This is a genomic window from Comamonas terrae (genome assembly GCF_001544075.1).
Taxonomy (GTDB): domain Bacteria; phylum Pseudomonadota; class Gammaproteobacteria; order Burkholderiales; family Burkholderiaceae_C; genus Comamonas; species Comamonas terrae.
Window position 1 is genome coordinate 302,662 of the sequence record NZ_BCNT01000001.1, and the last position, 22,516, is coordinate 325,177.

Genomic DNA, 22,516 nt, shown 5'->3' on the forward strand with positions numbered 1-22,516 from the left:
GCATGGGCTATGTCCTGCTCAATCCAGCTGCCGATAAATGGCCTCGGCCAGCGCATGAAGCTGGTCGCGGGGCAAGGCCGCACTCACGGCATAGCCCTGCCGCCCGTCCACCCAGTAAAAGCCGTGCGTCGCGCCCTCCTCGGTCCACTGGAAGCTTGCCGGCGCTTTCACACTACCCGTCCGGGCCAGCACCGACACATACAGCGTCACACGCTGGCCGGCCGCATCCTCGTACATGAACTGTGCCCGCGACTGCCCCGCCTCTCCGGGCAGCAGGCGCCCGCCGACCAGGTGGTAGCCCAGTGCGTCAAGCGCGGGCACCTTGAGCGGCACGCCCAGGCGCATGGACAGCCACTGCACCAGATGGACCTGCTGCTGCGCGGCAACCTCTACCGGATGGCGCTGCTCGGGTACATAGACCGCATGCGCAGCCACCGCCTCGCGCGCGAAAGCCGGCACGGCGCGCGCCCGAGTCGCCATATCGGCATGCTCTCTTCCGCCCAGGCCGTAGCCCATGCCCAAACCCACACCCAGCATCAGGCCGGCGGCCAGCGCATGCGGCCACTGCCATTGCAGCGGCCTGCGCAGCGCGCGGCGCAGCTGGGGGGGAACGGGCTCATCCAGCAGCTGGGCATGCAGGGCCTGAAGGCCGGCGCGCTGGGCCTGAATGGCGGCCATGCGTGCCGCCTCGTCGGGGTTCTCCGCCAGCCACTGCGCCACTTCCGAAGCGCTTGCCGGTGCAAGTTCTCCGTCCACCCAGGCATGGAGCATGGTTTCATCAGGGCGGCCCGCGGTCATTGATAGATTCCCCGTCATTTGACAGCTTTCAACACAGTCCGGGAAGGTGCGGCCCCTTCCATCAGGCGCCTAAGCTGTTCACGTGCACGCGCGAGGCGCGACATCACGGTTCCTATCGGAATGCCCAGCATCTGCGCCGTTTCGGCATAGCTCAGCTGCTCCATCCCCACCAGCAGCAGCACTTCGCGCGCCTGCGGCGCCAACAGCGCCAGCGCACGCTCCAGGTCCAGGCGCAGCGCCATCTGCGATGTGGGATCGTGCCCGCCGTCCCAGGCATCGTCCCAGTCCACCGTGCGCTGGCGCGCCGCCTGCTGCCACTGGTTGGCGTACAGGTTGTGCATCAGCGTGAGCAGCCAGCTGCGCAGCGCTGCCTGGACTTCGGTGGCAGAACCGGCCTCGGGCGGGCACCATAGTGCCCACTTCTGGCAGGCGCGCTCCAGAGTGTCCTGCACCAGATCGTCGGCACGGGCGGCATCCCCCACCAGCGCCCGTGCATAGCGGCGCAGGCGGGGAATATGGGCAATGGCGGCTTCTACCTGCACGCAGGCTCAGGGCTTGGCGACATGCCATGCGTTGTTGAGAAAGCCGTCGCCCGTCCTGTCGCCCGGCTTGGCGTCCTTGCTCCAGTAGTAGAGCGGGCGCCCCTTGTAGGCCCATTGCCGGCCCCCGTCGTCGCGCGTCACCACGCTCCAGTCGCCAATGGCCGAGGCGCTGGCAGGCGCCATCAGCGGCGGCCAGTTGGTGGCGCAGCCGCCGTTGCAGACGCTCTTGCCTGCACCGGCTGCCGCATCGCGGTCGAATACATAGAGCGTCATCTGGCTGGGGCCGACCAGCACGCCGTTCAAAGTCGTGGCCGGGGAGCTGGGCTGGCCGACATAGGCGCTCGAGCAGGCTGCCAGCAGGGCCGAAGCAAGAACGGAAAGAGAAGCAAGGCGGGTCATGGAATGTCTCCTTGGTGTTGACCTGCAGTAAACAGCCGGGCGAGGCGATTTATTCCATCGGATTTTCCTGCCGCCTCCTGCGGAGGGCGGATTGTCCTGCATGGCAACAGGGACGGCTTCAGCCTATTAATATAGTCCCCCATACTATTTTTCATCCCATCTGCCATGTCCCACACCGCTCGCCAGAAAGACAAATTGATTGCCCGCGTGCGCCGCATCAAGGGGCAACTGGAAGGCATCGAACGTGCACTGGAAACCGATGCAGCCTGCATCGAGGTGCTGCGCCAGATTGCATCGGTGCGCGGCGCGGTCGGCGGGCTGACCGTGGAAGTGATGGAAGACCATTTGCGCGAGCATGTGCTGGAAGCCACCGACGACGCCGGGCGCCGCCACGGCGGCGAAGAGATGATCGAGGTCATCCGCTCCTACATGAAATGAAGGCATCGGCATCAGGAACCCGGCCATGAGCATGCATGCAACCTCCTCCGCGGTGGCCTCCGGCCACGACCACGTCTTTCTCGGCAGCGACCACGGGCGCAACGAGCGCAAGGTCTGGATGGTGATCGCCCTGACCACCGCCATGATGCTGGCCGAGATCACGGCTGGCACGGTCTATGGCTCCATGGCCCTCGTGGCCGACGGCTGGCACATGTCCACCCATGCGGGGGCCATGCTGATTGCCGCCCTGGCCTATCGCTTTGCCAGCCGCCACTCCGGCAACCCCCGCTTCACCTTCGGCACCGGCAAGCTCGGCGATCTGGCCGGATTTGCCAGTGCCATCGTCCTGGCGCTGATCGCGCTGCTGATCGGCTGGGAAAGCCTGGTGCGGCTCACCCAGCCCATTTCTATCGATTTCGACCAGGCCATCGCCGTGGCTGCAGCGGGCCTGCTCGTCAACCTGGCCTGTGCCTGGCTGCTCAAGGACGACCACGCGCACCACGGGCATCACCACCACGCCCATCACCATCATGACCATGATCACCATGGCGGCCACCATGGCAAGGGCCGGGACAACAATCTGCGCGCGGCCTATCTGCATGTGCTGGCCGATGCGCTGACTTCGGTCCTGGCCATCGCTGCCCTGCTGCTGGGTCGCAGCTATGGATGGGCCTGGGCCGATCCTGCCATGGGCGTGGTCGGCGCCCTGGTCATTGCGCGGTGGTCATGGGGCCTGGTCCAGGATGCGGGCAGCGTGCTGCTGGACGCCGGCCGCGAAGGGCAGCAGGTACAGCAGGAAATCCGGGAGGCCCTGGCCGCATCCGAAAGTCAGCTCACCGATCTGCATGTATGGCAGGTAGGGCCGGGACATTTCGCGGCCATCGTGGCGCTGACCGCCCCCAACCCGAAAGAGCCCGCCCACTACAAGGCGCAGCTGGCCCATATCCACGAGCTTTCGCATCTCACCGTCGAAGTGCAGCCCCTGCGCCAACCATGAGCATCGGCAATACCCTCAAGACCTGGGCAAGGCGTGTCAAACGCGACGGCATCACGCTCTGGTTCGCCGGCAGGCATCCCCGCACGCCCTGGTATGCCAAGGCACTGGGCCTGTTCGTGGTGGCCTATGCGCTGAGCCCCATCGATCTGATTCCGGACTTCATTCCCGTGCTCGGCTATGTGGACGATGTCCTGCTGCTGCCGGCCCTGATCTGGTTGACCGTCAGGCTGCTGCCACCCGATGTGCTGACGGCATGCCGCCAGCAGGCCGACGCCTGGATGCAGGCCGAGGGCGCCAAGCCCCAAAGCCGGGCCGGCGCCGTGCTCATCGTCATTCTGTGGCTGCTGATGGGCCTGGCACTGTGGGCCTGGCTCAAGCCACAGTGACAAAGCGTCATCCGAAAACAAAAAGGCTCCCGCAGGAGCCTTTTTTTGCGCGCATGAAGCCGCTTACTGGTTCACGGGCACCTGCTGGGTGTACTCCATCAGCGTGCCGCCACCTTCGACGGAGCCGCTGGTCTGGCCGTTCTGGATGCGGCCCACGCAGGCCTGGCGGTCCAGGTCGGTCTTGAAGACATTGCAGCGTGCCAGGGCGTTTTGCTCATACTGGCTGGCGCTCTTGCCATCGCCCAGGCGGCCGCGGCGGGCTTCTTCCTTGACGGCGGCAGCTTCGCGTTCCGCGGGGCTGGCATAGTTGCGCTTCTTGTGCTGGTGGTGCTTTTGCGCCTTGGGTGCGGGCTTGGCCGCAGCCGCCTCGGGTGCCGATGCCGGAGCCGCAGTGTCGGCAGCCTGTGCCCCGGCCCAGCCAGCCACTGTCAGCGCCAGCGCACCAATCGCCAATTGAAAAGTACGAATTCCAAAGCCGGTCATCTGTAACTCCATTCTCATTGGGTGAACAACGCAATCAAGCATGCGGGTTTTCCTGGGCCGCTTTTATCGGCACACCCCATCAGCCCATGCAGGCCTCGGCCTACAGCTGCGTTCACGCACAGCATGCCGGCATTGCCGGTGCAATGCCTTGAGATAGCTCAGGTTCCGGCGCCCGCCTCCCGGGCGAACCATTGCGACACGCCCTTCGCCAGCCGGGCAAACACCTGCTCCAGGCTGGGGGCGCCCTGGCCGAACAGCGCATGGATGACGGCAGCGTTCTCGAACAGTCCATGCAGATAGGTGCCCAGCACGGCGCCATCGCCGCTTTGCCAGAGCATGCCGGTCAGCAGTTCCCGGGCCTGGGCCGACGCCCCGGCCTGCATGTCGGCTCGCAACTGGGTCCGGCCGTGGTGGATCTCGTAGCCCTGCACCCGCACGCCCGACAGCGCCTGCCAGGGCGCGCGCAGGGCCGGCAGTTCGTGCCCGGCCGGCTGCACGGTCTTGGCGGGCTCGAACAGCGTGGCCAGCGGCAGCAGGCCCAGGCCCGCGGCATTGCCGTCCACGCCGTGCAGGTCGACCAGCGCCTCGCCCAGCATCTGCAGGCCGCCGCAGATACCCAGCACGCGCCGGCCGGCCCCGGCATGCTGCACCACGGCGGCATCCAGCCCCTGGGCGCGCATCCAGGCGAGATCCGCCGCCGTGGCCTTGGAGCCCGGCAGGATCACCCAGTCCGCACCGGCCAGCTGGGCCGGGCTGCGCGCCCAGACCACGCGCACGCCCGGCACCTGCAGCAGCGGTTGGAATTCGTCGAGGTTGCTGATGCGCGGGTAGGCCACGATGGCGATCGTGGTGTGCACGGCCTGCCCGCCGCCCGCGCTGCCGCGGTCGTCGAACACGCCGTCCTCTTCCGGCAGGCCGTGCTGGAACTGCATGGGGATGGTCGCCACGGTGGGCACGCCCGTCAGCTCTTGCAGCATCTGCGGCGCCGGCGCGAGCAGGCTCGCGTCGCCGCGGAACTTGTTGAGCACAAAGCCCTGGATGAGTTGCCGCTCGCCTTCCGGCAGCAGCGCCCAGGTGCCGTACAGGTGGGCAAACGCGCCGCCGCGGTCGATGTCGGCCACCAGCAGGCAGTGCGCGCCGCCGTGCTTGGCCACGCGCATGTTGACCACGTCGCTGGCATGCAGGTTGATCTCGGCCGGCGAGCCCGCGCCCTCGATCACCACCACGTCGTTCTCGGCGCGCAGCTCGTCCAGCGCCTGCGCGATCTGCGGCCAGACCTGGAGGCTGCGGCCGCGCCAGGGCATGCGGCTGAGGGCTTCGTCCACCCGGCCGAACAGCACGACCTGGCTGTGCGTGTCGGCCTCGGGCTTGAGCAGCAGCGGGTTCATGCGCACGTCGGGCACGGCGCCCGCGGCCAGCGCCTGCAGGTACTGCGCGGTGCCGATCTCGCCCCATTGGCCATCGGGCGTGGCGACGACACGCGCGTTGTTGCTCATGTTCTGCGCCTTGAAGGGCGCGACCTTGTAGCCCTGCGCCCGGTACCAGGCGCACAGCGCCGTGGCCACCCAGCTCTTGCCCGCGCCGCTGCTGGTGCCCAGCACCATCACGCACAGCGCCGGGCGCCGGCCCGGCAGGGGCCGGGGGGGCCGGGGCAGTTGGATCCTGTCGTTCATATCGCTTGGTTCTCGATGGCTTTCCAGGCCTGCTCCAGCGCGGCCTGCGATGCGGGAGGCAGCACGCCCATGCGCACGTGGCCGGGCAGCCCGAAACTCGTGCAGTCGCGCAGCTTGATGCCCTGCGCGCGCAGGTGGGCCAGGCGCTGCTGCAGGTGCGCTTCGGTCAAGGGCAGCCGCGCCACGAAGTAATTGGCCTGGTGGCCGGCAACGACCTGGCAGCCCAGCCGCTCGCACAGCGCGAGCTGCCGGCGCTTCCAGTCGCGCAAGGTCTGCAGGCTGCCCGCCAGCCATTGCTGCGCCTGCTTGGTCGTCCAGGCCTCGAGCAGGGCCACGCCATGCGCGCCCACCACCCAGGACGGCGCCAGCGCGCGCAGCGCGCCCAGTTCGTCGTCCGTGGCATGCAGCGGCGCAATCGCATACGCGGCGCGCACGCCCGTCATGCCCAGGGCCTTGTTGGGCGTCCATATTTGCCACAGGTGATCCAGGCCGCGCTGCGGCGGCCCGCCGTCCAGCCACAGCGGTCGGTAGGCGCAGTCCAGCACCTGCCAGCCATCGCCGGTCGGCTCGGGGAATGACTCCAGTTGCCCCAGCGGGCTCGACGGTTCGCAGAGCCAATGCAGTTCGCCCTGCGCCGACGGCTTCAGACTCCAGACGCGCGCCGCCTGCGCGTAGTCGCCATAGTGGTGCCGCGGCAGCGCGACGGCCTGGGCGCCGCTGCGCGCCGCATGCTGCGTGAGGCGGTGGATCAGCTCGCTGCTGCTGCCACCGACCAGGATGCGCCGCCCTTCCACCGCGTGGAAGGCCGCGAGCCGTGCGCGCAGGTGGGTGTAGAGCGGATCGGGATACTGCGCCGCATGCGCGGCCTGCAGCGCGGCCAGGGCCACGGGGCAGGGTCCGCAGGCGTTGCGGTTGGTGGAAAAGTCGTGCGCGGGCACGCCCAGCGCATCGGTGCCGCCGTGCATGCCCTCAGCCATGGAGCATCACTCGCCATAGCGCCATCACAACGATGGCTGCCAGCGCACACCCCGCCTGCGCCGCAATCACCCTGGATGCCAGATGCACGGCCCGCCGCAGGTCGGCGGAACCGGGCGCCGCGCCCTGCGGGTTCAGCTGGTAGACCCCGGGCTTGGACAAATGCACGCCCAGCGCCAGCGCCATTGCCCCCATGGGCCAGCCGCCGTTGGGCGACGGGGTGGCGCACGCATCGCGCCGCAGCACCTGCCAGGGCACGCCGCCGGCCACCAGGGCCAGCCACGCGGCCGTGAGGCGTGCCGGAATCCAGTTGAGCACATCGTCGGCCCGCGCCGCCCATTTGCCGGCCCACTGCCAGTGGCGGCGGTCGCTGCCCTGCCCTCGCCAGCCCGGGTAGCCCCACATGGCATCGGCCGTGTTGGCCAGCCGGTACACGGCCGCGCCCGGCAGGCCGGCGACGGCAAACCAGAACAGCGGCGCGACGACCGAGTCGCTGAGATTCTCGGCCAGGGTCTCGATGGCGCTTTCGCGTACCGTGCCCGCATCGAGCTGCGCGGTATCGCGGCTGACCAGCCACGACAGCCGCTCGCGGCCCGCGGGCAATGACTGCTGCAGCGCGGCCTCGACGGCCAGCACCTCATCCCGCAGCATGCGCCAGGACAGCAGCGGCTTGAGCAGCACGCCCATGCACACGCCGGCCAACCACCAGGGCTGGTAGGGCAATAAGAAGAGGATCAGCCAGTAGACGGCAAAAACCATAGCTGCCAGCGCGCACCACGCAATCATTCCGAATACAAATCGCACCCAATCCCTTGGATGACAAGCGCGAGGCGCTATTCTTTTCCCTATCGCCCCCAGCGCCTTGCCCATGTAGACCACGGGGTGCAGCCATGCGGGCGGCTCGCCCCAGAGCCGGTCGAGCAGCAAGGCCACCAGCACGGCGATCAGCGCGCACAGCACGTTCTGCGACCACAGGATGGCCGCCTCCGGCGCGGCCATGAGCGCCCGGTACAGCCAGCCCAGCGGGCTGAACGACCAGGCCAGCAGTTCCGTCCAGGTGATCGTCGTCATGCCGCGGGCGGCTCCTCGGTCCAGACATCGTCCATCAGCATGTCCTGCAGTGGTGCGCGGCAGGCCCATTTCTCCTGCTGCAGCATGGGCTCCGCATAGTAGGCTTCGACGGGCCCCAGGCACAGCACGCCCAGCGGGTGCGCGCCGGCGGGCATGCGCAGCAGCGCGGCCAGCGCCTGCGGTTCGAAGATAGACACCCAGCCCATGCCCAGCCCCTCGGCGCGCACGGCCAGCCACAGGTTCTCGATGGCGCAAGCGGTGCTGGCGATGTCCATCTCGGGCAGCGTGCGGCGGCCGAAGATATGCGCCTCGCGCCCCGGCGGCATGGCCACCACCAGCACCTCGGCCGCATCGAGCACGCCCTGCACCTTGAGCTTCATGAAATCCTGCTCGCGCTCGCCCAGCGCCTGGGCGGTGCGCACGCGCTCCTCCTCGACCAGCGCATGGATGCCCTCGCGCAGCGCGCGGCTCTTGACGCGGATAAAGCGCCACGGCTGCATGAAGCCCACGCTGGGCGCATGGTGCGCGGCGCGCAGCAGGCGCAGCAGCACCTCCTCGGCTACGGTGCCGCCGGCAAAGTGGCGCATGTCGCGCCGCTCGTAGATGGCGCGGTAGACGGCGGCGCGCTCGGCCTCGGTGAAGGGCGTGGCGGCGATCATGCCGGCATGCCTGGCGGGGGTGGTGTTGTCGGCCATGGTTCGATTGTGAGCCTTTATGGCGCCTGCCGCTCAGCCGGCATCCGCGATCCAGTCGCGCTGCACCGCACCGCCCTCCAGCGCCAGCAGCGCCTGCTTGCGCGGCAGGCCGCCGCCAAAGCCGGTGAGGCTGCCGTCGCTGCCGATCACGCGGTGGCAGGGCACGACGATGGAGACCTTGTTCTGCCCGTTGGCCGCCGCCACGGCGCGCGTGGCCGTGGGCCGGCCGATGGCGCGCGCCTGCTCGGCATAGCTGCGCGTGTGGCCATAGGGAATCTGCAGCAGCGCCTGCCAGGCCGCGAGCTGGAACGGCGTGCCCACCAGGTCCAGCGGCACGCCGAAGCGCTGCCGCCGCCCCGCAAAATACTCGGCCAGCTCCACGGCCAGCTGGTCATGAGTGGCGTTCCTGCCTTCCTGCGCCGGGCCGCCGCGCGCGGCCTCGACCTGTGCCAATTCCCGACCTATACGCTGCTGGGTGTCGAACTCGAGCAGGCACAGGCCCCGGTCCGACGCCACGGCCAGCATCTCGCCCAGCGGCGTGGGCAGGTGGCAGCAGAGCAATGCCACAGCCTCAGTCCTCGATGCCGCGCTGGGCCGGAATGCCGGCCTGGAAGGCATGCTTGACCAGCTTCATCTCGGTCACCGTGTCGGCGACATCGATGATCTCCTGCGGGCAGCGCCGGCCGGTCAGGCAGACATGCACCCCCCTGGGCCGCGCGGCCAGCGTGTCCAGCACCTCCTGCAGCGGCAGCCAGCCGTAGATCAGCGGATAGGTGATTTCGTCGAGCACGACCAGGAAATACTCGCCGCCCAGGATCGCGGCCCTGGCCTTTTCCCAGCCGTCTCGCGCCAGCTGGCCCGACTGCTCCAGGTCCTTGCTCTTCCAGCTGAAGCCGTCGCCCAGGCCCTCGATGGGCAGGCCCACCTGGTCGGCCAGGCGATGCTCGCCAAAGCGCGCCGTGGGCACCTTCATGAACTGGAACACCTTGACGGCCTTGCCCCGGCCGGTGGCGCGGAAGGCCAGGCCGAAGGCCGCCGTGCTCTTGCCCTTGCCGTCGCCGGTGTTGACGATGACCAGGCCGCGGCGCTCGCCCTCGGGCTTCTCGTAGGGCTTCTCGGTGGGAGGGGTTTCGATCTGCATGGTTTCCTTTCCAGTCAATTGCGCATCGTGCGCGGCAGGGCCAGCCACTGGCCGTCGAGCTGCCGCACCTGGATGCGGTGCTCGAACACGGCCTCCAGCGCGGCATGGGTGGCGGGGTCGGCGCAGGCGCCGTGGTGCACGGCCCGGCCGGCCTGCAGGATGAGCATGTCGTCGGCCTGCAGCGCCACCGACAGCTCGTGCAGCACGCTGACCACGGTGGTGCCCCGGGCCACCAGCGCGCGCACGATGAGCATCCAGTCGGCCTGGTGCGGCGGATCGAGGTTGGCCAGCGGCTCGTCCATCAGCAGCACCTTCGCCTGCACGGCCAGCGCGCGGGCCAGCAGCACGCGCTGGCGCTCGCCGCCCGACAGCTCGGCCAGCGGCCGGTGGCGCCAGTCCCAGGCCTGGGTGGCCTGCAGGCACCGGCGCACCACGGCATGGTCCTCGTCGCTGGGCGAGGCCAGCCAGGCCTGGTGCGGCAGCCGGCCCAGCATGGCCACGTCGTAGCTGGTCAGCTCGTCGGTGGCGGTCTCGTTCTGGCCCAGCCAGGCCAGCGCTCGTGCGCGCTCGCGGCGCGGCCAGCGCTGCAGGGGCTGGCCTTGCAGCTGCACCCCGCCCTGCAGCGCATGCGCGGGCCACAGCCCGCACAGCACCTTGAGCAGCGAGGACTTGCCCGCGCCGTTGGGGCCGACGATGCTGGTCCAGCGACCCGTGGCAAAGCGCGCCGTCACGCCGTGCAGGATGGGCTTGCGGTGCACCCGGGCGCTGACCTGTTCGGCCGCGATGGCGGTCTGGGGCATGGCGCTCATCCCAGGCCTCCGCCCGCGGTGCGGCGGTGCATGCGCCACAGCAGGTAGGTGCCGCCCAGCGCCGCGGTGAGCACGCCCACGGGCAGCTCCTGCGGCGCGATCAGCCAGCGCGCCAGGATGTCGGCCGCCAGCAGCAGCACGCCGCCCATGGCGCTGGCCAGGAGAATGCTGCGGCCATGGCCCACGCGCACCAGGCTGCGCACCAGGTGCGGCGCAGCCAGGCCCACGAAGGCAATCAATCCCGTCTGCGCCACCGAGGTGCCCGTGGCCAGCGCCAGCACCAGCACCAGGCCATAGCGCATGGGCGCCAGCGGCAGGCCCAGGCTGTGCGCCGTGGCCTCGCCCAGCGTCAGCCCGTCGAGCACGCGCGAGAAGGCCCAGGCTCCCAGCGAACACAGCAGCCACACGGCCAGCATCAGCGCGCAGCCGCTCCAGCCCACGAAGGCCGAGGTGCCGAGCACGAAGCTCTGCATGGCCTGCAGGATGTCGGGGTGGCGCAGCTCGATCAGGTCGCGCACGGCGCCCAGCACCACGCCGACGATCACGCCCGCCAGCAGCAGGCGCAGCGTGCTCTGCACATTGCGCGCCAGCGCCACCGTCAGCAGCACGGCGCCGGCGGCGCCCGCGAAGGCCATGCCGGTCATGCCCAGGCGGTGCCAGATGTCCAGGCCGGTGAGCGCCGTGCCCATGGCCACCAGGCCGATGGCGCTGCCCAGCGCCGCGCCGGCCGCGCTGCCCAGCAGATAGGGCTCGGCCAACGGGTTGCGGAACAGCCCCTGCGCCACCGCGCCCGCCAGCCCCAGCAGCGCGCCGGCCAGCCAGGCGCCGGCCGAGCGCGGCAGGCGGATGTCGGTCACGATCTGCCAGGCCACCGGGTCGTCGCGCATGCGCAGCACGCTCTCCCAGCCGGTGCTGCCCACGCTGGCGCCCACGGCCAGCATCAGTGCGGTCATTGCGGCCAGCACCAGTGCCAGCCAGCGGCTGCGGGCCAGACCCGGGCCCATGTCGCTCGGGGCATTCACTTGGCGGAGCCCAGTGTGGCCGCCAGGCAGCGCGCCATCAATCGCGCCGCCTCGGCCATGCGCGGGCCGGGGCGCACGATGATGTCGGCCTCGTCCTGCGCAAACACGCAGACGCGCTGGTGCTTCACCGCCGCCAGCCGTTCCCATCCCGGATAAGACGAGGCCACCTGCATGCTGCGGCTGCCCATCATGATCACGTCGGGGTTGGCGCGCAGCAGGAATTCCGGGCTCAGGCGCGGAAACGGCCCCAGCTCGGGCGGCACCACGTTGCGCACGCCCAGGCGGGCCAGCGTCTCGCCGATGAAGGACTGCGGTCCGGCGGCATACGGCCCGCGGTTGACCTCGAAATAGACGCGGGCGTTTTTCGCCGACGCGGGCACGGACTGTGCAGCCGCATCCACGCCGGCATTGATCTCTCGCCAGACCTTTTCCGCCTCGGCCTCGGGCACGCCCAGCAGGCGCGCCAGCCGCGCCAGCGCCTTGTGCACGCCCTGCTGCGAATTGACCTCGACCACAACGACCTGGAGGCCCAGCGCCTCCAGGCGGTCTGCCACGCGGGCCGCTCGCGACAGCAGCACCACGTCGGGCTTCATGGCCACCACGGCCTCGATGTTGGGATCTATGCCGCCGCCCAGCACCGGCAGCTTGCGCACCGATGCGGGCCAGTTCGAATAGCGATCAACCCCCACGAGACGGTCGCACATCTGCAGCGCGCAGACGCTTTCGGTCAGCGAAGGCAGCAGGCTCACGATGCGCTGCGGGTTGCGGGGCAGCTCGATGGTCCGGCCCCGGTCGTCGGTAACGGCCTGGGGCGCCACCAGCGGCACGGCCGCAGCCGAAGCCGCCAGGCCACACAGCGCCAGTGCCGCAGCACCGCGCATCCACCAGCGGCTGTATACGGATTTCTTCATTTCAGTTGCAAAGGCAGGCCTGCAGCCATCAAAGTCACGCGGTCGCAGGCCGCTGCCACCTGCTGGTTCAACGTGCCCAGCGCATCGACAAAGGCACGCACGTCGGCGCCCAGCGGAATCACGCCCAGGCCGATCTCGTTGCTGACCAGTATCACCGGGCCCGGCGCCTGCGAAAGCGCTTTCAGAAAAAGAGCATCCTGCGCTTTCCAGGACTGCGCTGGAGGCTTTTTTTGCCCATGCTCTTCCATGGCCGGCATCAGCCAGTTGGTCAGCCACAGCGTCAGGCAGTCGACGACCAGCAGGCGGTGCGGCGCGCTGTGCACGGCCAGCACGGCCGCCAGGTCGCGCGGCTCCTCGATGGTGGCCATGCCCGGCACGCGCTCGGCCCGGTCGCGCTGGTGGCGGGCAATGCGCGCATGCATTTCCGCATCCCAGGCCTGGCCGGTGGCCACCAGGGCGGCTTCGCGGCCGGCAGCGCCGGCCAGCCAGTCGCGGGCCAGCAGCTCGGCACGGCGCGACTTGCCGCTTTTCTGGCCGCCCACGATGAGTTCGGTCCGCGGCATGGAGATTGATGATGAGGACGGCTGATTCATGTTGGCTACGGATTCTCAGGCCGCTGCGCCCAGCAGGCGCGCAACGGCGCGCGGGCAGGACGCAAACCAGGCATGGAAATAGCTGGCTTGCACGCTGCCGTGCCGGTACAGGGCCTCGCCGCGGTCGGCCTGCACGGCGGCACCGGGCCGGCTGCTGCGCCCTGTCTGCTGCATTGCGGTTTCCAGGCGGCTGTAGTGGAAAGTATGCCCGCGCAGAACCCCGCCGGGCAGCTCCAGCTGCTGCATGCCCAGGCCCGCAAGGCGGCTTTGCATATGCACCTGCCCTGGCAGCAGGCCCCACAGGCGCTGGGTATGGCCCGCCGTGTCCGTCACGGATTCGCACAGGGCCAGCATGCCGCCGCACTCGGCCCACACCGGCCTGCCTGCACCGATATGCTGGGCCAGATCCGCGCGCAAGCCGGTGTTGGCCTGCAATGCAGGAGCATGCAGCTCCGGGTAGCCGCCCGGCAGCCACAGCGCATCGCAGGACGGAAGCCTGTCGCCTGCCAGCGGCGAGAAAAATGCCAGGCGCGCGCCCATGGCGCGCAGGCAGTCCAGGTTGGCCGGGTAGATAAAGGCAAAGGCCGCATCGCGCGCCACCGCAATGGTGCGGCCCGTCAGCCGGGGCGCGATGGCCGGAGGCTGCTCCGCAGCCTGCGACGGCAAGGCAAGGTCGACCGCCCAGTCCTGCCAGCTGGCCTGCCCCGAGTCGGCCTTCCATGGCCGCTGGCCCAGCGGCGTGCGGGCCAGGGCATCGGCTGCGGCGTCCAGGCGCTGCAGGGCGTCGCCCAGCTCGTGCGCGGCCACCAGCCCCAGATGGCGCTCCGGCAGCAAGGCCGCCTTTTTCTGCGGGCCTTCCAGGGTGATGCCCTCCAGGGCACCCTGCCAGGCCTGGGGGTCGCGCAGCCCTTGCCGCAGCAGATCGGCATGGTGGCTGCTGGCCACGCGGTTGGCCACCAGCCCGGCCCAGCGCAGGCCGGGCTGGTAGTGCTGCAGGCCGTAGGCCACGGCGCCGAAGGTGCCCGCCATGGCCGAGGCGTCGACCACGGCCAGCACCGGCAGGCCCAGCAGGCGGGCCAGATCGGCCGCGCTGGGGCTGCCGTCGAACAGACCCATCACGCCCTCCACCAGGATCAGGTCGGCCTCCTGCGCCGCCGCCTGCAGCCGCGCATGGATATCGGCCTCGCCTGTCATCCACAGATCGACCGAATGCACGGGCGCGCCGCTGGCCAGCTCGTGCCAGTAGGGGTCGAGAAAGTCCGGCCCGCACTTGAACACGCGCACCTTGCGGCCCTGGCGGCTGTGCAGCCGCGCCAGGGCCGCCGTCAGCGTGGTCTTGCCCTGGCCCGAGGCCGTGGAGGCGATCAGCAGCGCCGGGCATTGCCGCACGGCAGGCGTTGTTTGCATCATGGGCGCAGCACTCATCCGGTCTCTACCGCTTAGTTGGCCGGCATCCACTTCACGCCGACATAGCCGCTACGCCCTTCCGTGGCATAGGTACGCGCCAGCTCGTAGTGCTTGTCGGTGAGGTTGTTGATGCGCGCCACCAGGCTCCAGTCGCGGGTCAGCTGCTTTTGCGCGGTCAGATGCCACAGGGTGTAGCCGCCCAGCACGTTCCTGTTGGCCGCATCGTCAAAGCGGCTGGCCGCAGCCTGCATCTGCGCGCCCAGCGTCCAGCCCATCACCATGGTGTCGGCGGACAGGCTGGCATAGCGCTTGGCGCGGCGCGCCAGTTGCTTGCCAGTGTCAAGATCGCGCGGATTCTGGAAATCGACCGAGGCCTGCAGGTTCACCTGGCCCATCCTGGTGGTGCCGGCCAGCGTGATGCCCTCGTAGCGCGCCCTGCCCACGTTGGCATAGCAGCCGCCGAAGGGGCTGCCGTCGTTGCCTACGCAGATGCCGGTACCGCCCGCCCAGTTGATGAGGTTGGTCACATTGTTGCGGTAGACCGTGGCCGAGAAGCTGTCGCTGCCCTTGCCCCACTTCAGGCCCAGCTCCACGTTGCGGCCTTTTTCGGGCTGCAGCGCGGAGTCGCCATACATGCTGAAGCGCTGGTACAGCGTGGGTGCGCGGAAGGCCGTGCCGGCGGACGCCGTGGCACGCCAGTGGGGCAGGAACTCGTAGCCGTAGGCCGCGCTGCCCGTGGTGTGGCCGCCGAACTCGCTGTCGCGGTCATGGCGGGCGTTGAGCTGCAGCGTGTGCTTGCCGACATGCAGGCCATAGCCCAGCGACAGCGCGTTCTGGAAACGCGTGCGGTCGATATCGCCATTGACCAGCTTGTCCTCGCGGCGCTCCAATGCGGCCGTCAGCGTCTGGGCACCCAGCTTCCAGGTGTTCTGGAACAGGTAGTTGTGCAGGCGCGTGTCGGTCTTGTAAGGAGAGGGCCGGGTCTCGTAGTAGTCGCGCGATTGCGTGTATTGCAGCCGGGTGCTGTAGATATCGCTCCACTGGGCCTGCCAGTTCAGGCCCAGGGCCTGCATCTTGCTGATGCTGCGGTCGTCGGCCTTGCTGACGTCATAGCCGGAGTTCATGTAGCTCTCCAGCGCCGTGGCCTCGATCCGCTGGCCCTGCGCGATCTGGTAGCCGATGCGGGCGTTGAAGGCGTTGTTGCGGTAGCCGTCCGCATCCGGGTTGGCCGTGGCGATGGTGCGTGCGTTGAAGCCGTTGCTGCCGGCGTGCGATGCCCCCAGGCTGTAGTCCCAGCCGTTGTGGCCACCGCTGATACCGGTCTGTGCCGTGACCGTGCCGCGGCTGCCCCAGCCCATGCCGATATAGGGCCTGGGCTTGCCCTCGCCTTTCCTGGTGAAGATCTGCACCACGCCGCCGATGGCATCCGAGCCGTAAACCGCCGCCGCGGGGCCGCGCAGCACCTCGATGCGGTCGATGGCTTCGAGCGGAATGGCCTGCCACGAAGCGCCGCCCGTGGACTGGGAGTCGACGCGCACGCCGTCGACATAGACGGCCGTGAAGCGGTTGTCCGCGCCGCGCAGATAGAGGCTGGTGGAGGCGCCGGGGCCGCCGTTGCGCACCATCTGCACGCCCGGCAGGCGCGAGAGCACATCGGCCACGCCGGCCGCGCCGCTGGTTTCCATGGTCTCGCGGTCCACGATGGACATATCGGCCACCAGATCGGACAGGGGCTGCTCGATGCGGTTGGCCGTCACCACCGTCTCGGCCATGGAAGCCGTATCGGCCAGCGCCACCCCCTGGGCACCCTGGGCCAAGACCGCGGGTGCAGCCAGGCAGGCCGCCGCAGCGGCCAGCAGGGAGGGACGGAAGGAAAAAGCAGCAGGGGCGCGCGCAGCCAGGGCCGCCTGTGCAGCGGACGCGCACTCGGGCAAGGATTGCAGACTCATTGAAAGCAACAAATGGGAATACCCGTGCCAGCTTCCCCGCTGGCAAATAGGGAAAACAGATGCATGGCCGGGGTGGCTGGATGCATCCACGGTGTTGGCCGGTATCCGGGCTGGGCGAATCGTCCTTTTGCAGGCCTTCCCAGCGCCATGCGCCAGTGGCCGAGATGGAAAAGGGGACGGGCCGGCCGGTAGAGCCGGCTTTGCCATCCATTCGCTGACCGTTGCGGGGGCAGCGCAGGCACGGCGGGCCGCGTACCGCGGCCATCACCTCCCTGCTTCCCGTTGAACTGGAGCCGCAGAAAAGCAGCCCCGAGCACCAACAGCCGCGCATTGTAGCGAGGCGGGAGCGCCCTGCCCGTCAACGGTGTGACGAATATTTACGTTAAAAATGCCCTTTATCCAGATGGAACTTGCGCAGCGCGCTACGATTTTGGGAGAGCACGCACGAATAACCAAGTGCCGTGCTCTTGCACCTCGCACAGGTGCGCCACTCCTGCATCAATTGATCGGATACTTACCGACAGCAAGACCTACAATGGCAGAGTCTATGACCCACCAGTCCTCCCTCGATCTCATTGCGGAGCGCGTAGAGCGTTTGCTGGTTCGCCACGATGAACTGCAGCGCACCAACGCGCTGCTCACCGAACAAGTGGCCGCCCTGGCTCAGGAGCGCGATTCCCTGCGCTCGCGGCTGCAAGCGGCCCGCGCGCGCGTGGATGCGCTGATCGAACGCCTGCCCGCCAACCAGGGGGAGTGACGCCGTCACCTTCCCCACTCCCAATCGCCACAGACACCGCCACCAACGCCCATGAAGCAGATTGAAGTGCAGATCCTGCAGCAAAGCTATGTGCTGACCTGCCCCGATGGCCAAGAAGAGCGCGTGCTGGAAGCCGTGCGCCGCGTGGATGAAGCCATGACCCGCATCCGCGACAGCGGCAAGGTGCGCTCGCGCGAGCGCGTCGCCGTCCTGGCCGCGCTCAACATGGCCTTCGATGTGCTGGACCGCGACATCCAGCATGCCCAGATGGCGGCTGCCCACGCGGAGATGCAGGCCATGGCCCAGGAAGAGCAGCCTGCACCGCAGGTGCCCGAGATCTCGCCCGAAGCCCTGGCCGAGCAACAGCGCCAGCAGGCGCTGGCCGAGCAGCTGGTGCTGCGCCTGGACCAGGCACTGGAAAGCGACGCCAAGCTGCTGTAGGCCTCGCGCGATGCAGTGACAAGCAGCCAGGGCGCCCAGGCAGACGCCCTGCCCGAACCGGCAGATTATCCGTTCATGTTTTGCGAAAAACTGAAAGCACTGCGGAAAAATGGGTGCAAAGCCGAGAAGCGGCCGGCACAGGCTTTAAAATAGGCATCGTCTGCAAGCCTGCCGGACTTTATATTTCCTTGAACCAATGCTCATTGAGCTCGGGCTTGGTACATTGCCTGGTGAGCGTGATCGTCTCGCGTCAGATGAACCCAACGTCAGGCTGCCCTTGCCCCCCTGAACCCCCGGTTCAGGATGACGGTCCGGTGGAATACTTGCAGACACCCATTCCAACCCGGTGTGCGAACGCACATCGGGTTTTTTCATGCATCTGCGCCACGGAGCGCTGTTGCGCTACTGACGCGACCCGGCCATTCCGGCGCCGTCGGCATTCGCGTCCATGGACAACTCCAGGGACTGGCTGTAGGCCACTGCCCCCACCCCCTGCTCATGCTGCGCCTTCAGGCGCTGCAGCAGTTGCTCGGGCGGCAGCGCCGGCGCGCACAGATAGCCCTGGAAATAGCTGCCCCGCATGTTGTAGATGGCCGCGCACTGCTCGCCGGTTTCCACCCCTTCGGCCACGACTTCCACGCCCAGCGCCTGGCCGATGCTGATGACGGCCGCGACGATGGCGCGATCCTCCTCGTCCTCGGGCAGGCCGCGCACAAAGCTCTGGTCGACCTTGATCTTGGAGATAGGCAGCTTCTTGAGATAGGCCATGCTGGAGTAGCCCGTACCGAAGTCGTCGATCACCAGGCCCACGCCCAGTTCGGCGATCTGCCGCACGCGCAGCGCCATCTCCTGGGCATCGGTCAGCAGAATGCTCTCCGTCAGCTCCAGCTCCAGCCACTGGGCCGGCAGCGCGTTGCGTTGAAGGACCTGCAGCAGGCGCTCGACGAAGTCGGGCTGCCTGAATTCCAGCGCCGAGACATTGACCGAGACCTTGAGCGGCGTGCCCTGGAAGTACCAGCGCGCCGCCTCCTGCACCGATTGCTCGAGCACCCAGGCTCCCAGCGTCACGATATAGCCCGACTCCTCGGCCAGCGGAATGAAGACGGCCGGCGACACCACGCCGAATTCCGGGTCGGTCCAGCGCATCAGGGCTTCGGCCGCCACGATGCGGTCGGTCTCGATATGCACCTGCGGCTGGTAGTAGATCGCCATGTGACCCTTGTCCAGCGCCTGGCGCATGGCATGTTCGAGCTTCATGCGCGACAGCAGGCCTGCGCTCATCTGCGGCTGGTAGAAACTGAAATTGCCGCGCCCGCGCTCCTTGACCCGGTACATGGCGATATCGGCCTGGCGGATCAGCTCGTCCAGCGTCAGCCCGTCGGTGGGGAACTGCGCCACGCCGATGCTGCACTGCACGGAAAAGCCCAGGCCGTCCAGCATGAACGGCTGCTGCATCTCGCGCAGAATGCGCTCGGCCACGGCCGCGGCCCGCTCCGCGTCGCAGCCCTGCAGGCAGATCACGAACTCGTCGCCGCCCAGGCGGCACAGCATGTCCTCGGCCCGCATGAGGGCACTCAGGCGCTGGGCCACCAGCCTGAGCACGCGGTCGCCGAACTCGTGGCCCAGCGAATCGTTGATGATCTTGAAGCGGTCCAGGTCCACGAACAGGATGCTGAGCACCGAGCCCGTCATGCGGGCTTCGGCAATGGCAGCCTCGACGCGCATGGACAGGGCCAGCCGGTTGGGCAGGTCGGTCAGCGGGTCGCTATAGGCCAGTTGCTCGATGCGCTGCTGGTCCATGTACTGCTGCGTCATGTCGCGCATGAAGCCTATGCTCTGCACGATTTCGTCGCTCGCATCGCGCAGCGCCACCCATGACAGCCAGACGGCGCAGCGCCGGCCGTCGGCCAGCTTCAGCCACAGATTGCCTTCCCAGAAACCGCCCTGCTCCCATCTGGCACGAGCCCATTCGCCCAGCGCCTCCACGGGCCCGGTGTCCGATTCGAACAATGCCGCCACGGTCTGGCCCTGTGCCTCCACGCCCTGCAGCAGGCGCACGCAGGCGGGATTGGTGCGCACGATCCGGTGGACGGCATCGGCAATGAAGATGCCGTCCAGGCTGGACTCGAACACGCGCGCCGCCAGCCGCAGGTCGGCCGCGGATTGCGCCGCATCGGTGATGTCCCTGAATGAATAGATGCGCCCGGTCGGCACGCCGCGGCACAGCTGGGGCACCGAGCGGCGCTCCACCACGGTGCCGTTGACCAGCTCCAGCACGTCGGAGGTTTCGATCATGGCCTGCTCGGGCGCCGTGATCAGGTTGCGGAACTCCGTCTCGCCATTGACGACCTGGGCCGTCATATGGGCCAGGATGGCCGCATCGTCGCCCTGGGTCAGAAAGGAGATCGGCAGCTGCCACAGGTCGGCAAAGCGGTGGTTGAAGGCCCGTATGCTGCCCTCCAGCGTGCAGACCAGCATGCCGTCCGCAGCGGATTCCAGCGTGGCGCGCAGTTCGGACAGCAGGCTTTCCAGCTCGGCTTCGTGCTGGGCCTGCTCGCGCCGGTCCAGCATGCTCAGCACCAGCACGCCATCGGCTTGCGCCGTCAGCGGCGAGACCTTCATCTCCACGGGAATCAGCTGGCCGTCGGCCCGGCGTATCTGCGTAAGAAACGGCGCGCCGGCCTGCCAGTTGAGCGGATCGCTCCAGAATGCCTGCTGCAACGGCGTGCCTGCCAGCACCTGCACGGGCTGCCCTCGGACCTGGACGGCATCGAAGCCCGTCAGCGACTGGCTGGCCGCATTCGCGTACACCACGGTGAGCTGTCGCGCATCCAGCAGCCACAAGGCTTCCTGCAGGGCATCGAGCATGGCATAGGCCATCGAAGGCTGGATGACGTTCAGTCGCTGCATCGTCATAGGGTCTTCGCCGGGCCCACGCCCGAGCCTTTTTCGAAGTAATAGCAGATCCGCTGGCGCGGCAGCAGCGCATCCAGCACCTTGCGCGGCAGGCGCGAAGGATTGAGCCCGCGCCGTATGCCCAGCTGCGGCGACGCCTGCAGCTCCAGCAGCAGCAGCGGCCCGTCGACGGCTCCCGGATCATGGACCATGATGGAAGGCTTGAGCGGATAGGCGGAGTTGACCGACGTGACCAGGCCGAACCGGCCGTCGTTGAGTTCTATGAGCGATCCCGGCGGATAGACGCCCATCATGCGCACAAAAGCCGTCAGCACCTCGGGCAGGAATTTCTCCCGGTACTGGCTGTAGAGCAGGGCCAGGATTTCATGGGGCGTCAGCGCCGCGCTGGTATCCAGCGGATTGCACAGGCGGTCGTAGCCGTTGACCAGGCACAGGATCTGGCCGCTGCGCTCCAGGTCGGCCGCCACCAGGCGCAGCGGGAATCCCGTGCCGTCTGCCCATTCATGGTGCTGGGCAATGATATGGGAGACATCGGCAGGCAGTGCCATACGCTCCGTGATCGCCACCGATTCGCCCACGTGCATCTCGTAGCGCACGCGCTCGGCACTTCCCTCCGCGCGCTGGTGCACGTTCATTCCATGGATGCCCCAGGCCGGCGGGTGCACCTGCTTGCCCACATCATGCAGCAGGGCCGCCAGACCCAGGTTCCTGAGCGGTTGGCCGGCCATGCCCAGGGTCCGCCCCAGCAGCAGCGACAGCACGCTCACATTGACCGAATGCGATCCGGCCGCATCGGGAATCTGCTCGGACAGCAGGTGCAGCACCACGTCCTTGGCCTGATCGATTTCGGCCAGGCAGCTGTCGACCAGCTCCTCGCTCACCACCCGTGCCTGCGCGGGCGACGGCTGCGCAGTGCGCTCCAGCAATTCGTAGTCGCTGCATACCTGCACAAAGCGCTGCTCGCAGGAGCGGATCCGGTAACGCCACGCATCCACCGAGCGCTTGGCTTCGGCTGCAGGCGCAGGCGCGCTGGCCTCAGCAGGCTCGGGCGCAGCAACCTCGGGCTGGGCCGGCCCGGCCGGCAGGCTGGCGACATCGCTCTTGCTGGGCACGTAGCGTACCGATTGCAGGCCCAGACCTTTGAGCGCCTGGATCTGCTTCTGGGACGTGATCTTGAAGTTATTGACCAGAAAGGGATGGACCAGCCAGCCTACGTCCAACTGGACATACATGCCGACCCGGACCTGCCCGATATCAATAACTACCGAATGATTCACACACACCCATACAGAAGAAGACGTTGCATTATGCTGAGTTCTGCAACCTGCTTGCGCAATATCGCGCGCACTTTCGCCCGCAAGCCACGCACAGAACCTGTGACTGCAACAGCGTCACATCCTGTCTATCGGCACCAAAGGCTGGGTCTGTAGACCAAATCCATCCACAAAGCCCAAATTGCGACGCCCACGAGCATGAGGCCGGCCAGGCGGGTGCCCCATTGGGTACGGACGGCGTTGAGGCGCTTTTGGCCCAGGCGCCACGCCAGCGGACCGCCCACCAGCCAAAGCCCGCCGCCGACGGCAAACGCCGCCATGGACAGCGCGCCCTGCCAAGCGCCGCCGCTGAGCGCCGCCACCAGCACGGCCGAATACAGCAGGCCGCAGGGCATGAGCGCCCAGAGATAGCCGGCGGCCAGGCTGCCGCTGGGCGCGGACACCCAGGGCTGCACGCGGCGCCAAGCGGCGCGGCCGGCATTCTCCAGCCAGGCCGGCTGGCGCGCCTGCACCATCATGGCCAGGCCCCAGCCCATCATCGCCACGTGGAGCAGGGTCCAGAAAGGCTGCAGCGCCGTAGTCTGGCTGGTCAGCCAGGACAGGCTCTCCATGGCAATGGCGGCTGCGGCGCCCAGCGTCGCATAGCCGGCCACGCGGCCTGCATGGAACAGGCCTGCGCGCAGCCAGCGCCGGCTGCGCCGGCCGTGGACGCGCACCGGCGCCTCGTGCGCGGCTTGGCCGCGGGTCACCACGCTGCAAGGCGCAGCGCACATGACAAGACAATGGGGCCCACCCACGAGCCCCATGATCAAAGCGGTCCAGACCAGCGATAGCAGCAT

At 68.3% G+C, this 22,516-nt stretch carries 24 protein-coding genes and 1 riboswitch; of the genes, 5 read left to right on the forward strand and 19 right to left on the reverse strand.

What is annotated here, in order from left to right:
• Positions 1 to 18: 18 nt before the first annotated feature.
• From Cte04_RS01300 to Cte04_RS01310, 3 genes are read right to left on the reverse strand one after another with little or no spacing between them, the layout of a single operon-like run.
• The gene (locus Cte04_RS01300; protein WP_066470462.1) at positions 19 to 798 is read right to left on the reverse strand and encodes an anti-sigma factor family protein; all 780 of its coding nucleotides are present in this window, start codon (positions 796 to 798) and stop codon (positions 19 to 21) included.
• 14 nt (positions 799 to 812) lie between these two features.
• On the reverse strand, positions 813 to 1,340 hold the full coding sequence (locus Cte04_RS01305) for an RNA polymerase sigma factor (RefSeq protein ID WP_066470463.1): 528 nt from the start codon (positions 1,338 to 1,340) through the stop codon (positions 813 to 815).
• A 6-nt stretch (positions 1,341 to 1,346) separates the two neighbouring features.
• Positions 1,347 to 1,739 carry a COG4315 family predicted lipoprotein gene (locus Cte04_RS01310; RefSeq protein WP_066470464.1) on the reverse strand — a complete coding sequence of 131 codons (393 nt, stop codon included), beginning with the start codon at positions 1,737 to 1,739 and terminating at the stop codon, positions 1,347 to 1,349.
• A 165-nt stretch (positions 1,740 to 1,904) separates the two neighbouring features.
• Here Cte04_RS01310 and Cte04_RS01315 point away from each other — a divergent pair, with 165 nt between their 5' ends.
• Genes Cte04_RS01315 through Cte04_RS01325 form a run of 3 tightly spaced genes read left to right on the forward strand, consistent with a single transcriptional unit; the run spans position 1,905 to position 3,560 of the window.
• Entirely contained in the window at positions 1,905 to 2,177 is a 273-nt protein-coding gene (locus Cte04_RS01315; protein ID WP_066470466.1) for a metal/formaldehyde-sensitive transcriptional repressor, read from the forward strand.
• A gap of 25 nt (positions 2,178 to 2,202) precedes the next feature.
• Positions 2,203 to 3,174: a CDF family Co(II)/Ni(II) efflux transporter DmeF gene (gene dmeF / locus Cte04_RS01320; RefSeq protein ID WP_174522869.1), complete on the forward strand. Its 972-nt coding sequence runs from the start codon at positions 2,203 to 2,205 to the stop codon at positions 3,172 to 3,174.
• Complete coding sequence (locus Cte04_RS01325; RefSeq protein WP_066470470.1) at positions 3,171 to 3,560, forward strand: YkvA family protein; 390 nt, start codon at positions 3,171 to 3,173, stop codon at positions 3,558 to 3,560. Before dmeF ends, Cte04_RS01325 begins: the two co-directional genes overlap by 4 nt.
• Before the next feature lie 63 nt (positions 3,561 to 3,623).
• Here the strand turns inward: Cte04_RS01325 and Cte04_RS01330 are convergent, their stop codons facing one another.
• The 13 genes from Cte04_RS01330 to Cte04_RS01390 all read right to left on the reverse strand — a co-directional run bounded on the left by Cte04_RS01330 (position 3,624) and on the right by Cte04_RS01390 (position 16,289).
• A complete protein-coding gene (locus Cte04_RS01330; RefSeq protein ID WP_083526434.1) occupies positions 3,624 to 4,043 on the reverse strand; it encodes a hypothetical protein in 420 nt (139 codons plus the stop codon).
• A gap of 158 nt (positions 4,044 to 4,201) precedes the next feature.
• A complete protein-coding gene (locus tag Cte04_RS01335; RefSeq protein WP_174522880.1) occupies positions 4,202 to 5,647 on the reverse strand; it encodes a cobyric acid synthase in 1,446 nt (481 codons plus the stop codon).
• Between the two features lie 65 nt (positions 5,648 to 5,712).
• Positions 5,713 to 6,693, reverse strand: coding sequence for an aminotransferase class I/II-fold pyridoxal phosphate-dependent enzyme (locus tag Cte04_RS01340; protein ID WP_066470475.1), 981 nt, complete (start codon positions 6,691 to 6,693; stop codon positions 5,713 to 5,715).
• Positions 6,686 to 7,762 carry an adenosylcobinamide-phosphate synthase CbiB gene (gene cbiB / locus Cte04_RS01345; RefSeq protein WP_066470478.1) on the reverse strand — a complete coding sequence of 359 codons (1,077 nt, stop codon included), beginning with the start codon at positions 7,760 to 7,762 and terminating at the stop codon, positions 6,686 to 6,688. Before cbiB ends, Cte04_RS01340 begins: the two co-directional genes overlap by 8 nt.
• Positions 7,759 to 8,457 carry a 5,6-dimethylbenzimidazole synthase gene (gene bluB, locus Cte04_RS01350; RefSeq protein ID WP_066470482.1) on the reverse strand — a complete coding sequence of 233 codons (699 nt, stop codon included), beginning with the start codon at positions 8,455 to 8,457 and terminating at the stop codon, positions 7,759 to 7,761. Before bluB ends, cbiB begins: the two co-directional genes overlap by 4 nt.
• Before the next feature lie 33 nt (positions 8,458 to 8,490).
• The gene (locus Cte04_RS01355; protein WP_066470484.1) at positions 8,491 to 9,024 is read right to left on the reverse strand and encodes a methylated-DNA--[protein]-cysteine S-methyltransferase; all 534 of its coding nucleotides are present in this window, start codon (positions 9,022 to 9,024) and stop codon (positions 8,491 to 8,493) included.
• Between the two features lie 4 nt (positions 9,025 to 9,028).
• Complete coding sequence (gene cobO, locus Cte04_RS01360) at positions 9,029 to 9,598, reverse strand: cob(I)yrinic acid a,c-diamide adenosyltransferase (protein WP_066470485.1); 570 nt, start codon at positions 9,596 to 9,598, stop codon at positions 9,029 to 9,031.
• A gap of 14 nt (positions 9,599 to 9,612) precedes the next feature.
• Positions 9,613 to 10,398, reverse strand: a complete 786-nt coding sequence (locus Cte04_RS01365) for an ABC transporter ATP-binding protein (protein WP_066471778.1) — start codon at positions 10,396 to 10,398, stop codon at positions 9,613 to 9,615.
• 5 nt (positions 10,399 to 10,403) lie between these two features.
• Positions 10,404 to 11,411, reverse strand: coding sequence for a FecCD family ABC transporter permease (locus Cte04_RS01370; RefSeq protein ID WP_083526435.1), 1,008 nt, complete (start codon positions 11,409 to 11,411; stop codon positions 10,404 to 10,406).
• A gap of 14 nt (positions 11,412 to 11,425) precedes the next feature.
• Complete coding sequence (locus Cte04_RS01375; RefSeq protein ID WP_157081807.1) at positions 11,426 to 12,310, reverse strand: ABC transporter substrate-binding protein; 885 nt, start codon at positions 12,308 to 12,310, stop codon at positions 11,426 to 11,428.
• Positions 12,311 to 12,336: 26 nt separating this feature from the next.
• Positions 12,337 to 12,903 carry a bifunctional adenosylcobinamide kinase/adenosylcobinamide-phosphate guanylyltransferase gene (locus Cte04_RS01380; RefSeq protein ID WP_174522881.1) on the reverse strand — a complete coding sequence of 189 codons (567 nt, stop codon included), beginning with the start codon at positions 12,901 to 12,903 and terminating at the stop codon, positions 12,337 to 12,339.
• 45 nt (positions 12,904 to 12,948) lie between these two features.
• Positions 12,949 to 14,343 (reverse strand): cobyrinic acid a,c-diamide synthase CobB, encoded by a 1,395-nt coding sequence (locus tag Cte04_RS01385; protein WP_066471781.1) that lies wholly within the window; start codon positions 14,341 to 14,343, stop codon positions 12,949 to 12,951.
• Positions 14,344 to 14,372: 29 nt separating this feature from the next.
• The gene (locus Cte04_RS01390) at positions 14,373 to 16,289 is read right to left on the reverse strand and encodes a TonB-dependent receptor domain-containing protein (RefSeq protein ID WP_066470491.1); all 1,917 of its coding nucleotides are present in this window, start codon (positions 16,287 to 16,289) and stop codon (positions 14,373 to 14,375) included.
• Positions 16,290 to 16,368: 79 nt separating this feature from the next.
• Positions 16,369 to 16,625: riboswitch (cobalamin riboswitch) on the reverse strand.
• 211 nt (positions 16,626 to 16,836) lie between these two features.
• Here Cte04_RS01390 and Cte04_RS01395 point away from each other — a divergent pair.
• Positions 16,837 to 17,046 carry a hypothetical protein gene (locus tag Cte04_RS01395; protein WP_066470501.1) on the forward strand — a complete coding sequence of 70 codons (210 nt, stop codon included), beginning with the start codon at positions 16,837 to 16,839 and terminating at the stop codon, positions 17,044 to 17,046.
• A gap of 51 nt (positions 17,047 to 17,097) precedes the next feature.
• Positions 17,098 to 17,487 (forward strand): cell division protein ZapA, encoded by a 390-nt coding sequence (locus Cte04_RS01400; RefSeq protein ID WP_066470504.1) that lies wholly within the window; start codon positions 17,098 to 17,100, stop codon positions 17,485 to 17,487.
• 402 nt (positions 17,488 to 17,889) lie between these two features.
• On the opposite strand, the gene Cte04_RS01405 is transcribed toward Cte04_RS01400, so the two are convergent.
• The 3 genes from Cte04_RS01405 to Cte04_RS01415 form a co-directional block, all read right to left on the reverse strand.
• Positions 17,890 to 20,403, reverse strand: a complete 2,514-nt coding sequence (locus Cte04_RS01405) for a sensor domain-containing protein (RefSeq protein WP_066470507.1) — start codon at positions 20,401 to 20,403, stop codon at positions 17,890 to 17,892.
• Entirely contained in the window at positions 20,400 to 21,686 is a 1,287-nt protein-coding gene (locus Cte04_RS01410; RefSeq protein WP_306302924.1) for a cyclic di-GMP phosphodiesterase, read from the reverse strand. The genes Cte04_RS01405 and Cte04_RS01410 overlap by 4 nt, the downstream gene beginning before the upstream one ends.
• A gap of 119 nt (positions 21,687 to 21,805) precedes the next feature.
• Positions 21,806 to 22,516: a sulfite exporter TauE/SafE family protein gene (locus tag Cte04_RS01415; RefSeq protein ID WP_066470514.1), complete on the reverse strand. Its 711-nt coding sequence runs from the start codon at positions 22,514 to 22,516 to the stop codon at positions 21,806 to 21,808.